This window comes from Arthrobacter sulfonylureivorans (assembly GCF_047607445.1).
Taxonomy (GTDB): domain Bacteria; phylum Actinomycetota; class Actinomycetes; order Actinomycetales; family Micrococcaceae; genus Crystallibacter; species Crystallibacter sulfonylureivorans_A.
Map to the genome: position 1 here is coordinate 41,470 of NZ_JBLKRT010000003.1, position 11,964 is coordinate 53,433.

At 68.1% G+C, this 11,964-nt stretch carries 10 protein-coding genes; 9 read left to right on the forward strand and 1 reads right to left on the reverse strand.

Annotation, left to right across the window (positions count from 1 at the left end; genetic code table 11):
• Positions 1-186 precede the first annotated feature (186 nt).
• Positions 187-603: a nucleoside-diphosphate kinase gene (gene ndk / locus ACMX2H_RS02230; RefSeq protein WP_136785453.1), complete on the forward strand. Its 417-nt coding sequence runs from the start codon at positions 187-189 to the stop codon at positions 601-603.
• Between the two features lie 92 nt (positions 604-695).
• Here ndk and ACMX2H_RS02235 read toward each other — a convergent pair whose 3' ends face one another.
• Entirely contained in the window at positions 696-1,316 is a 621-nt protein-coding gene (locus ACMX2H_RS02235) for a vitamin K epoxide reductase family protein (RefSeq protein WP_414958856.1), read from the reverse strand.
• Between the two features lie 450 nt (positions 1,317-1,766).
• Here ACMX2H_RS02235 and ACMX2H_RS02240 point away from each other — a divergent pair, with 450 nt between their 5' ends.
• From ACMX2H_RS02240 to nadD, 8 genes are all read left to right on the forward strand, one after another.
• The gene (locus tag ACMX2H_RS02240; RefSeq protein WP_414958776.1) at positions 1,767-5,711 is read left to right on the forward strand and encodes an Rne/Rng family ribonuclease; all 3,945 of its coding nucleotides are present in this window, start codon (positions 1,767-1,769) and stop codon (positions 5,709-5,711) included.
• Positions 5,712-6,068: 357 nt separating this feature from the next.
• On the forward strand, positions 6,069-6,377 hold the full coding sequence (gene rplU, locus ACMX2H_RS02245) for a 50S ribosomal protein L21 (RefSeq protein ID WP_136785500.1): 309 nt from the start codon (positions 6,069-6,071) through the stop codon (positions 6,375-6,377).
• A gap of 53 nt (positions 6,378-6,430) precedes the next feature.
• Positions 6,431-6,691, forward strand: a complete 261-nt coding sequence (gene rpmA / locus ACMX2H_RS02250; RefSeq protein ID WP_136785451.1) for a 50S ribosomal protein L27 — start codon at positions 6,431-6,433, stop codon at positions 6,689-6,691.
• Positions 6,692-6,817: 126 nt separating this feature from the next.
• Positions 6,818-8,368, forward strand: a complete 1,551-nt coding sequence (gene obgE / locus ACMX2H_RS02255) for a GTPase ObgE (protein ID WP_414958777.1) — start codon at positions 6,818-6,820, stop codon at positions 8,366-8,368.
• A complete protein-coding gene (gene proB / locus ACMX2H_RS02260) occupies positions 8,346-9,491 on the forward strand; it encodes a glutamate 5-kinase (protein WP_414958778.1) in 1,146 nt (381 codons plus the stop codon). Before obgE ends, proB begins: the two co-directional genes overlap by 23 nt.
• Positions 9,492-9,571: 80 nt before the next feature.
• The gene (locus ACMX2H_RS02265; protein WP_414958779.1) at positions 9,572-10,888 is read left to right on the forward strand and encodes a glutamate-5-semialdehyde dehydrogenase; all 1,317 of its coding nucleotides are present in this window, start codon (positions 9,572-9,574) and stop codon (positions 10,886-10,888) included.
• Between the two features lie 125 nt (positions 10,889-11,013).
• Positions 11,014-11,247 carry a hypothetical protein gene (locus ACMX2H_RS02270; RefSeq protein ID WP_414958780.1) on the forward strand — a complete coding sequence of 78 codons (234 nt, stop codon included), beginning with the start codon at positions 11,014-11,016 and terminating at the stop codon, positions 11,245-11,247.
• A 45-nt stretch (positions 11,248-11,292) separates the two neighbouring features.
• Positions 11,293-11,937 (forward strand): nicotinate-nucleotide adenylyltransferase, encoded by a 645-nt coding sequence (gene nadD / locus ACMX2H_RS02275; RefSeq protein WP_414958857.1) that lies wholly within the window; start codon positions 11,293-11,295, stop codon positions 11,935-11,937.
• Positions 11,938-11,964 lie beyond the last annotated feature (27 nt).

Sequence of the window (11,964 nt, forward strand, 5' to 3'; positions counted from 1 at the left end):
CGGCGACTGAGGCTAACCGGCGCTACCTGCCGTGGCCGAGGACCGGCACTCACTGCCGTGGACGAGGGCGGGCCGGGCCACCCGGCGGAGGAGGGCGGTTCCGTCCGTAAACCGGGCCACGCCAGCCTGTCCCGTAGGATGAAACGGGGTTTTTGGAGCTAATCGTGAAAGCTAAGAGGAGAAATTGTGAGCGTTGAACGCACACTGGTACTGGTCAAGCCCGACGGCGTGTCCCGCGGTCTCACCGGCAGCATCCTGGCCCGCATCGAGGCCAAGGGGTACACGCTGGTTGAACTGAAGCTGGTCGAAGCCACCCGCGAGCTGCTGGAAAAGCACTACGAGGAGCATGTGGGCAAGCCGTTCTACGAGCCGCTGGTCGAGTTCATGCTCTCCGGCCCGGTGGCCGCCGCCGTGTTTGAGGGGCACCGGGTCATCGAAGGCTTCCGGTCCTTGGCCGGGACCACCGACCCCACCACTGCTGCTCCCGGCACGATCCGCGGCGACTTCGGCCGCGACTGGGGCCTGAAGGTGCAGCAGAACTTGGTCCACGGGTCGGATTCGCCGGAGTCCGCCGAGCGTGAGATCGGCATCTGGTTCTCCTAGAGCGCCAAACGCACAGAGGCCGCGACCCCGGACGGGGACGCGGCCTCTGGCCGTTAAAGAAGGTAGTTGATCAGCCCATCAGAAGGGCGCGATCAGCCCAGGAAGGCGTCGATGAACGCCAGGAAAATGGTCCCGGCGGTCACGACCCACAGCAGCACGGTGATGGTCCAGGCCCAGCTGCCGGCAAAGCGGACCACACTGGCCGGCGCCTTGATGACCCCGTGGGCCAGGTTCCGGGCTGTGGTGTGGACGATCATCGCGATCATCGCGGCCCACACGCCCATGCAGTACAGGCACAGGATGTGGATGTCGTACAGCGCCTGGCTCCACAGCCAGACGACAAAAATGAAGCCCAGCGTGACGCCGGTCTGCAGGCCGATCCAGTACCAGCGGCGGAACCGTGCGCCGGCAAGGATCCCCACCGCCGTCGTGATCGGAACAGCGAAGGCGACGATGCCAATCAGCGGGTTCGGGAAGCCGAAGAGCGAGGCCTGCCAGTGCAGGAACACCTTGCCGCAGGAGACCCACGGATTGATGTCGCAGCTGGTCACGTGGCCCGGGTCCTGGTAGGTCGCCAGCCGTTCGAGCACCAAGATGCCGGACATGATCCAGCCGAACACGCCGGTGGCCAGCAGCAGCCAGGCGAATGGTTTTTCCCGGGCAATGCCGGGAACCTCGCTGTCCGGACGGTGTCCGGAGGCGGTGGCGGCCAGGGATGTGGAGCGTTGCGCGTCGGTGTGCACCGTGTTCCTCGAGCTCGGGGGCAGTTGGCTCGATTCTACGCCGGAGAGATGAGGCGAATACTCACCAAAACGAACCCGGTGTGAGAGAATGATCGTGGCTGATAGCGGCCCCACATGCTGCTATTGGTCCAGCGACAGGCTTCCAGGTCCGTCGGCGACGCTTCCCGAACAAGGAGCCCATCAATCCGGATGGGCGCTGGGAATCCGCCGGGCGGCCCTGCCGGTGATAGAGAACGTTACGGCAGACGGAAAAGCGCCGCTGGTCCCCGGGTGTGCCGCGCCCCACGTGATGGCGCGAGCTCGGGTGATACCAAGACGACTTTCGGTGTCGGGCAGCCTAGGGCACCCGGACACCCGGCTACATGCCCCCGAGGGCACCGGGATGTGGCCGGTGCCGCAAGGGTTGGAGCATAACTTTAAATGGACAATGAACAGGTAATACCCGCTACCTCCACTCCGGCCGATTCGCCCGAGGGAACAGCCAAAAAACCGCCGCGCCCGCGCCGCAAGCCCGCTGTGTCCGCACCGTCGCAGGACCAGCTGGATGTGCAGCTGCCCGCCCCAGCCACCGAGCCCGCTAACACTGATTCCCCTAACGACGGCGGTGCCCCCGCCGCTGCGCCGGGGGCCGATGCGGCTCCCGCGGGGGAGCAGCAAGCCGCAGTAGCCACGGACGCCAGCCAGCCGGAAGGCCAGGCACCAGCAGCCGTCACCCGGGCACGCCGGCCGCGCAAGACCGCCGCCGAGAAGGCCGCGGAAGCAGCGGCAGCCCAAGGTGCGCAGGCGGAAGACTCCGCCGCTGCCCCGGTTGCTGAAGCGGCACCCGCTGCCAAGACCCGGACCCGGCAGCCGCGCAAGACCGCCGCCCAGAAGGCCGCCGAAGCAGCGGCCCAGGAAGCCGCGCTGCAGGAAGGCACCGACGCCCAGCAGGCTGCAGCCCCGGCCGCCGAGCAGGCCGAGGCCGCCGCCGGAGCCGCCCCGGACGGTGTGTTGGACGCTGCCGATGCGCAGACCGATGTGCAGTCCGATCAGGCCGCAGCCAAACCGGTGCGGAAGCGCCGCAGCCGTGCCGAGCAGCAGGTTGAGCAGCCCGTGAACGCCGACGGCGTTCTGGAAGCCGAGGGTGCGGAGGAAGCGGCCGAAAAGCCGGCAGCCCGCCGTCGTACTTCCGCTACCACGCGGAGCCGCCGCAGCGCCGCCGCGCAGACCACGGAGGCTGCCGCGGCCGAACTGACCACCGCGGCAGGCGAAACCGCCGCCGGCGAGCAGGAGCCCGCAGCCACGGAAGCCGCCGTTTCCGGCGTCGAGGCCGCCACCGAGCCGGACGCCGGCACGCAGCCAGCCGCCGATGCGGCCGCCGGGACGGACTCAGCCGCCGAGGCAGCAGGGGAGCAGCCCGCGAAGGCGCCGTCACGCCGTCGTCGTTCCAGCAAGGCCACTGCCGCCGCCCCGGCAGCAGCTGAAGCCGCTCCCGCCGCGGAGCAGGCCCCGGGAGCAGACCAAGCTGCCGCCGAGCCCGCCACCGAAGCTCCCGCCGAAGAGGAACAGGCCGAAGAAACACCCGCAGCAGGGACCGGGCACGATCCGTTCGCGATTCCGTCGTCGCCGGTATCGCTGCTCTTCCACGCGCCGGACCTCTCCGCCGTCGCCGCTGCCAAGCAGCAGCCGGCCGCGGCAGCCGACTCCGACGAGGAAGACGAAGACGGCGGATCCCGCCGCAGCCGCCGGAACCGCCGCAGCCGTACCCGTAATCGGGCAGAGGTCGAGGCCGGCAACGGCGAAGCAGCCGGCACGGAAGAAGCAGGCGAGGCCGCCGAAACCGCAGTAGAAGGCGCGACGGGGGAGAAGGACGGGGTGACCTCGCGCCGTCGCCGCCGTCGCCGCCGCGGCGATGCGGATCTGGAACTGACCGGCGGCTCGGAGGACGATCCGCCCAACACGGTCACCCGGGTTCGTGCACCGCGCCCGGTGGCGGAGACCGCTCCGAGCAACAAGGTGGCCTCGGTCAAGGGGTCCACCCGGCTGGAGGCCAAGAAGCAGCGCCGCCGCGAATCGCGCGAGTCCGGCCGCCGCCGCCAGGTGATCACCGAGGCCGAGTTCCTGGCCCGCCGCGAATCCGTCGACCGGCAGATGGTGGTCCGCCAGCGCGACGACAGGATCCAGATCGGCGTGCTGGAAGACGGTGTGCTCGCCGAGCACTTCGTCTCCAAGACCCAGCAGGATTCGCTGATCGGCAACGTCTACCTGGGCAAGGTGCAGAACGTGCTGCCCAGCATGGAAGCTGCCTTCATCGACATTGGCCGCGGCCGCAACGCCGTGCTCTACGCCGGCGAGGTCAACTGGGACGCCGCCCACCTGGACGGGCAGCCGCGCCGGATCGAGCTGGCACTGAAGTCCGGCGACTCGGTGCTGGTGCAGGTGACCAAGGACCCGGTGGGCCACAAGGGTGCCCGCCTGACCAGCCAGATCTCCTTGCCGGGCCGCTTCCTGGTCTACGTGCCGGGCGGCTCGATGACCGGCATCTCGCGCAAACTGCCGGACGTGGAACGCAACCGGCTGAAGAAGATCCTGAAGGAACATGTTCCGGACGGCGCCGGCGTGATCGTCCGCACCGCGGCCGAAGGCGCCAGCGAAGAAGAGCTAATGAACGACATCAACCGGCTGCGCGCGCAGTGGGAAGGCATCGAATCGCGTGCCGGCTCCACCAAGACGCTGGCACCGGAAATGCTCTACGCGGAGCCGGACCTGACCATCAAGGTGGTCCGCGATGTTTTCAACGAGGACTTCTCCAAGCTGGTGGTGTCCGGCGAAGAAGCCTGGGACACCATCGAGGCCTACGTCACCTACGTGGCCCCGGACCTGGTGGACCGGCTGGAAAAGTGGACCTCGGAGACGGACATCTTCGCAGCGCAGCGGCTGGACGAGCAGATCCACAAGGCACTGGACCGCAAGGTGTTCCTGCCGTCCGGCGGTTCGCTGGTGATCGACCGCACCGAGGCCATGACCGTGGTGGACGTCAACACCGGTAAGTTCACCGGCTCCGGCGGCAACCTCGAAGAAACCGTCACCAAGAACAACCTGGAAGCGGCCGAAGAAGTGGTGCGCCAGCTGCGGCTGCGGGACATTGGCGGCATCATCGTCATCGACTTCATCGACATGGTGCTGGAGTCCAACCGCGACCTGGTGCTGCGCCGGCTGGTCGAGTGCCTGGGCCGCGACCGGACCAAGCACCAGGTGGCCGAGGTGACCTCGCTGGGCCTGGTGCAGATGACCCGCAAGCGGATGGGCACCGGGCTGCTGGAAGTTTTCGGCGAGCAGTGTGAGCATTGCGCCGGCCGCGGCGTGATCACCCACGACGAACCGGTGGAGCACCGCCGTCCTGCAGCGGCAACCGAACACCACCAGGTCCGGATAGAGAAGCGTTCGGAGCGGCAGTCGCGCAGCGAGAAGCGCCGCAACCGCGGCCAGGCGCAGGAGCAGGCCACCGAGGCGCCTGCTGCGGTGGCGCACGAGGACGACGCCGAGCGCAAGGCCAAGGCCGAGGCTGCCCGCGCAGCGCTGGCCAACATCGCCGCCGCAGCCCATGCCGCCCACGAGGCGGAGGAACACCCAGAGGCTGCCAAGGCCAAACAGCACGACGGCGCAGCAGTCCCCGCAGCCAGCGCCGCCGGGAAGACTGAAGCCGCCGGGAAGCCCGACGCCGCCGCCGCTTCGGCCCCGGCGCAGGGCCAGCCTGCCGGTTCCGGCCGCAAGCGCCGCTCGCGCCGCGCCGATGATTCCGGTATCGCTGCTGCTGCCCCGGCTGCTGCAGCCGCCGAGGAAAGCGGCGCCGGCGTGCTGAAGATCAACGGCGAAACGGTGGCCATTCCGCGAGCCACGTCCACTCCGGCGGCTGCCCAGGAAGAGCCGTCGCTGACCTTGGAAAGCCTGACCGAGGCCTTCAACAAGGTCGCCCCGGTGGAGAACCGGGAGCAGGCCGCCCCTGCGACCGCACCCGCCGCCGCTCCTGCAGCCGCACCTGAGGCTGCTTCCGCCGCCGCACCGGAACCGGCCACCGCAGGCAGGTCCCAGGCAACCGAGCCATCGGCAGCGACGGAGCAGGTCAAGCCTGCCGCCGGGCCCCAGGTCCAGGCCACAGCCCCGGTCCGCAAGGTGCGCCGTCGTCGTGCTGCCAGCAGCCCGCAGGGTGCAGCCGACGCTCCGGTGGAGACGGTGGATGCCGCCATCTCGCCGGAGAACAACGGCAGCCACCGGCACGCCGCGGCCGCGCCGGCCGGGCCCGCTTTGGCTGAGGCGGCCGCCGGAAAGACTGAAGCCGCGGCTCCGCTGGTGCTGGGCGTGGGTGTGCCCGCCTCGGAGCTGTAGCAAAACTGCCACAACACAGGCCGCGGATCCTCGGGTCCGCGGCCTGTGCTGTATCCGCCGTGTCGCGGATTGGAAATGCGCGGGTCCCGGGCGTGTCGGCGGTAGTATTGCTAGGTGCGACCGAGCGGATTCCAGTCCGCTCGCGCCAGGTAAGGATCACGCAGGCCCCTCCGGCACTCCCGGAGCCGCTGGTTTGCGGCGGATAGCCGCAATAGCGTAATCTAGATCTTCGGTGCGTACGCCTTCGAAGGGTTTCCACCCGCAGGCGCGGATGCACAGTGCTTTCCAGGTCGTCATGAACGTGCCTGCGTATTCGAGCAAAAACTGTAATAAACGTCTAGAGAAGTGAGTTCCCAAGTGGTGTACGCGATTGTCCGCGCCGGCGGCCGCCAAGAAAAGGTTTCCGTTGGAGACCTCGTGACCCTTGACCGCGTCCCCGGTGAGGCTGGTAGCACCATCGAGCTGCCTGCTCTGCTCCTGGTCGACGGCGACAAGGTCACCTCCGCTGCCGATGCCCTGGCCAACGTCAAGGTCACGGCCGAGATCGTCGAGAATCTCCGCGGTCCCAAGATTGTCATCCAGAAGTACAAGAACAAGACCGGCTACAAGAAGCGCCAGGGCTACCGTTCTGCACTGACCAAGGTCAAGGTCACCGGAATCGCCTAAGCGGTCCGCTGGCTTTTCAAACGTTCCTTCAGACACAAAGGTAGGCAAAATAAATGGCACATAAGAAGGGTGCGAGCTCCACTCGCAACGGTCGCGATTCCAACGCACAGCGCCTTGGCGTCAAGCGCTTCGGTGGCCAGGTAGTTTCCGCCGGCGAGATCATCGTCCGCCAGCGCGGTACCCACTTCCACCCCGGCGCCAACGTCGGCCGTGGCGGCGACGACACGCTGTTCGCCCTTGAGGCCGGTGCCGTTGAATTCGGCACGCGCCGCGGACGCCGCGTCGTGAACATCGTGGCTGCCGCTGCGGAGTAATCTCCAGCAGTAAACAGCTTTCCAGTGAGGCGGGCCGTTGGTCCGCCTCACTGGTGTTTTAACCCGACTAGAATCACTGGTGGGCCGTTTCGGTTCTGGCCCACCGGCATAGAGGAGATAGATCACGTGGCAACATTCGTTGACCGGGTAGTCCTGCACGTTTCCGGCGGATCCGGTGGCCACGGTTGTGTCTCCGTCAAGCGTGAGAAATTCAAGCCGCTGGGCGGGCCCGACGGCGGCAATGGCGGCAATGGCGGCGACGTGATCCTGCGCGTGGATCACCAGACCACCACGCTGCTGGACTACCACCACGCCCCGCACCGGCACGCCACCAACGGCGGTCCCGGCATGGGTGACTGGCGGGGCGGCAAGAACGGCGCCACGCTGGTGCTGCCCGTGCCCGACGGAACGGTGGTCAAGACCAAGAACGGCGATGTGCTCGCCGACCTGGTGGGCGAGGGAACCGAATTCGTTGCCGCGGCCGGCGGCCAGGGCGGGCTGGGCAACTCCGCGCTGGCATCGGCCAAGCGCAAGGCCCCCGGCTTCGCGCTGCTGGGCATTCCGGGCGACGAGCGGGACATCGTCCTGGAGCTGAAGTCAATCGCGGACGTGGCGCTGGTCGGTTTCCCGTCCGCGGGCAAATCCAGCCTGATTGCGGCCATGTCCGCCGCCCGGCCGAAAATCGCCGACTACCCGTTCACCACGCTGGTGCCGAACCTGGGCGTGGTGCAGGCCGGGGACACCCGGTTCACCATTGCCGATGTGCCCGGGCTGATCGAAGGTGCCAGCGAAGGCAAGGGCCTGGGCCACAATTTCCTGCGCCATGTGGAGCGTTGCGCCGCACTGGTGCACGTGTTGGACTGCGCCGCGCTGGAGGCCGACCGCAACCCGCTCTCCGACTTGGAAATCATCGAGCGCGAACTGGAACAGTACGCGGTGGACATGAGCTACGCCGGTGCCGACGGCGACGTGGTCCCGCTGAACGAGCGCCCCAAGCTGGTGGCGCTGAACAAGGTGGACGTGCCGGACGGCCGTGACATGGCCGAATTCGTCCGGCCCGAGCTGGAAGAGCGCGGATACCGCGTCTTCGAAGTGTCAGCCTCCAGCCACGAGGGGCTGCGCCAGCTGGGCTTTGCGATGGCCGAGATCGTCGCCACCGCACGGGCCGAAGTGAAGGCCGCCCCGCCGAAGGTTGCCCCCGCCGTGCTGCGCCCGCGGTCCGTGAACGACCGCGGTTTCATCATCCGCCGCGAAGAGAAGAACCTGGAACCGCTATTCCGGGTGCTTGGCGAGAAGCCGGAGCGCTGGGTCAAGCAGACCGACTTCAACAACGACGAAGCCGTGGGCTACCTCTCCGACCGGCTGGCCAAGCTGGGCGTCGAGGACCAGCTGTTCAAGTCCGGCGCGCGGCCGGGGGACACCGTGGTGATCGGCGAGGACGACGCAGTGGTCTTCGACTGGGAGCCCACCATGGCTGCCGGCGCCGAGCTGTTGTCCTCCCCGCGCGGCACCGACCTGCGCCTGATGGAGTACATCCGGCCCACCCGCGAAGAAAAGCGCGAGCAGTACGAGGAGCGCAAGCAGGCCAGGGCTGCCACCCGCGCCGAACTCGAGGCCGAGCGCAAGTCAGGCGTCTGGACCGAGAAGGAAGACCATGACGACGACGATGAGCTCTGAGCCGGCCACCGCGGCCGACCGGACCCTGCTGGCCTCGGCCGAGCGCCTGGTGGTCAAGGTCGGCTCGTCGTCGCTGACCTCGGTGGCGGGCGGCATCTCCGAGGAGGCGCTGCTGTCGCTGGTGGAAGTGCTGGCGGCCCGCCGCAACGCCGGCACCGAAGTCATCCTGGTGTCCTCCGGTGCCATCTCCGCCGGACTGGCGCCGCTGGGCTTGGGCCGCCGTCCGCGGGACCTGGCCACCCAGCAGGCCGCGGCCAGCGTGGGCCAGGGCCTGCTGATGGCCCGCTACACACAGGCGTTCGGCGCCCGCGGCATCACGGTCAGCCAGGTGCTGCTGACCGCTGAGGACCTGATGCGCCGCCAGCACTACGCCAACGCCTACCGGGCGATGCACCGGCTGCTGCACCTCGGCGTCGTGCCGGTGGTCAACGAAAACGACACCGTGGCCACCCATGAAATCCGCTTCGGCGACAACGACCGGCTGGCCGCGCTGGTGGCCCACCTGGTCAAGGCCGACGCGCTGCTGCTGTTGTCCGACGTCGATGCGCTCTACGACGGTCCGCCCAAGGACGGCGCGCAGCGGATCCCGCTGGTGGCCGGGCCGCAGGATCTGGACGGCGTGAACATCGGCCGCACCGGCGCCGCGGGCGTCGGCACCGGCGGCATGATGACCAAAGTCGAAGCCGCCGGAATCGCCGCCGGCTCGGGCATCCCGGCGCTGGTCACGTCCACCCCCAATGCAGCGCGCGCGCTGGCCGGCGAAGACGTGGGAACCTGGTTTGCGGTCAGCGGCACCCGCCGCCCGCCGCGGCTGCTGTGGCTGGCGCACTTGGCCTCCGTGCAGGGCCGGCTGGTCCTGGACGACGGCGCGGTGCAGGCCGTGCGGGACAAGCACCGCTCGCTGCTGCCCGCCGGCATTGTTTCGGTCAAGGGCGACTTCGAACCGGGCGATCCGGTGGAACTGGCGGACGGCGACGGACGGGTGGTGGGCCGCGGACTGGTGAACTTCTCCTCCTATGAACTGCCGCGCATGCTCGGCCGTTCCACCAAGGAACTGGCGGCGTCGCTGGGGCGCCAATACGAACGCGAAATCATCCACGTGGACGATTTGGTGGTGCTCTGAACCAGGCTGCCGGTGGGCGTGCAACGTAACGTGACCTCCGTCGTCGTGCTTCCCGCGGCGTCCGGGCTAAAATCGCCTGTATGACCCAGACAGCCTCTTCCCAGTCCACGGCCGAAGCGACCCAGAACGGCCAGCAGCCGGATGCCGCCGCGGCCGTAGAGGCCATCGCGGTCCGGTCCCGAAACGCCGCGCGGCGGATGGCACGGGCCAACCGTGCGTGGAAGGACAAGGCGCTGCGGGAGATCGCCGAATCCCTGGTCGCCAAGCGCGACGTGGTGCTGCAGGCTAACCGCCAGGACCTGGACGAGGGCAAGGCGAACGGCACCAGCGCCGCGCTGCTGGACCGGCTGACGTTGGACACCAAGCGAATCGACGGACTGGCCGCTGCACTGGAAAACCTGGCCGCGCTGCCGGATCCGGTGGGGACGGTGATGCGCGGGCAGACGCTGCCGAACGGGCTGCGGCTCCGCCAGGTCCACGTGCCGATGGGCGTGGTGGCCGCCATCTACGAAGCCCGGCCGAATGTCACCGTGGACATCGCCGGCCTTGCGCTCAAGAGCGGCAATGCCGTGATCCTGCGCGGCGGCAGCGCGGCCCGGCACACCAACGTTGCGCTGCTGGGCATCATCCGGGATTCGCTGGACCGGGTGGGTCTGCCCTCCGACGCGGTGCAGAGCGTGGATGACTACGGCCGCGACGGAGCCAACGCCCTGATGCAGGCGCGCGGGCTGGTGGACGTGCTGATTCCGCGCGGCGGCCGCGAACTGATCCAGTCCGTGGTGAACAACGCGAAGGTCCCGGTCATCGAGACCGGCGAAGGCAACGTGCATATCTACCTGGACGAGTCGGCGGGCACCGAGATGGCCGTGGATATCCTGCTCAATGCCAAGACCCAGCGGCCGTCGGTGTGCAACACTGTGGAGACCCTGTTGCTGCACCGTGATGCGGCCGCCTCGGCCGACGTCCTCGCGGCCCTGGCCGGAGCGGGAGTCCGGCTGCACGTGGACCAGCGCGTGGCCGGCATCCTCCCGGCCGGCGTCGAGGCCGAAACCGCCACTGACGAGGACTGGGCCCGCGAATACATGGACCTGGATTTGGCGGTGGCCATGGTGGACTCGATGGACGACGCGCTGCGGCACATCCGGGCTTGGACCACGGGGCACACGGAGGCGATCATCACCAACGACCTGCGCAACGCGGAGCGCTTCATCGCCGAGATCGATTCCGCGGCGGTGATCGTCAACGCGTCCACTCGCTTTACCGACGGCGGGGAGCTGGGTCTGGGTGCGGAAGTGGGGATTTCCACGCAGAAGATGCATGCCCGCGGCCCGATGGGCCTGCGGGAACTGACCACCACCAAATGGATCGTCCAGGGCGACGGCCAGGTCCGCGACTGATCCTTGTGCGAGCCGGAGCTGTGCCCGGCTGAATCACGGTTCCACTGCCGGAACGCGTACCATGGGTACGAAGCCATATCCCGTCCGCCTGAGCGCGGCCGGGCTGAAAACATCAAGGGAGAATCATGCTGTCTCAGGTCCTCGACGCCGCACTGGTGGCTAGCGAAGCCGCCCACGTCGAACTTCCGGTCCCCGCGTGGGCCATCGGCGTCGGATTCATGACGCTGTTCGTGCTCATGATGTTTGCCACGATCGCGTTCACCAGTGTGGGCCAGCGTCACTCGGCCGTGGAGGAACAGGTGGATCCGCACCGCCAGTTCCCGAACAAGCACGATCACGGCCAGGCCGAGCGCCACTAGTCGTTCGTGCCCGCGCTGCCTGTTAAAGCCCCGCCAGCCGGAGAACTGCACCCCATTTACCCGGGGCGCAAGCTCCGGCTTGGCGTCATGGGCGGAACGTTTGACCCGATCCACCATGGACACTTGGTGGCGGCCAGCGAGGTAGCGTCGGTGTTTGGCCTGGATGAAGTGGTCTTTGTGCCCACCGGCCAGCCGTGGCAGAAGACGGGGCGCGATGTCAGCCCGGCCGAACACCGATACCTGATGACCGTGATCGCCACGGCGTCAAACCCGCGGTTCACGGTCAGCCGGGTGGACATCGAGCGGCCCGGGCTGACCTACACCATTGATACGCTGCGGGACCTGCGTGCGGCGCGTCCCGATGCGGAACTGTTCTTCATCACCGGCGCGGATGCGCTGGCGCAGATCATGTCGTGGAAAGACATCGACGAACTGTGGTCACTGGCGCACTTCGTGGGCGTGACCCGGCCGGGGCATGAGCTACACAACCTGGGCCGCAAGGACGTCAGCTTGCTGGAGGTCCCGGCCATGGCGATTTCCTCCACGGACTGCCGGGACCGCGTGGCCGAGGACCAGCCGGTCTGGTATCTGGTGCCGGACGGCGTAGTACAGTACATAGCCAAGTACGGTCTCTACCGGCGCTCGTCGCATGGCGCCGCAATGGCGAGCCAACTTGAACCGAGCCAATGAAAATAGTCGTTTACTACCGGGTGATCA

Coding starts and splice junctions, on each gene's coding strand:
- ACMX2H_RS02270 (WP_414958780.1), top strand. CDS start 11,014: ATGCTGTCTCAGGTCCTCGACGCCGCACTGGTGGCTAGCGAAGCCGCC.
- ACMX2H_RS02240 (WP_414958776.1), top strand. CDS start 1,767: ATGGACAATGAACAGGTAATACCCGCTACCTCCACTCCGGCCGATTCG.
- proB (WP_414958778.1), top strand. CDS start 8,346: ATGACGACGACGATGAGCTCTGAGCCGGCCACCGCGGCCGACCGGACC.
- rpmA (WP_136785451.1), top strand. CDS start 6,431: ATGGCACATAAGAAGGGTGCGAGCTCCACTCGCAACGGTCGCGATTCC.
- ACMX2H_RS02265 (WP_414958779.1), top strand. CDS start 9,572: ATGACCCAGACAGCCTCTTCCCAGTCCACGGCCGAAGCGACCCAGAAC.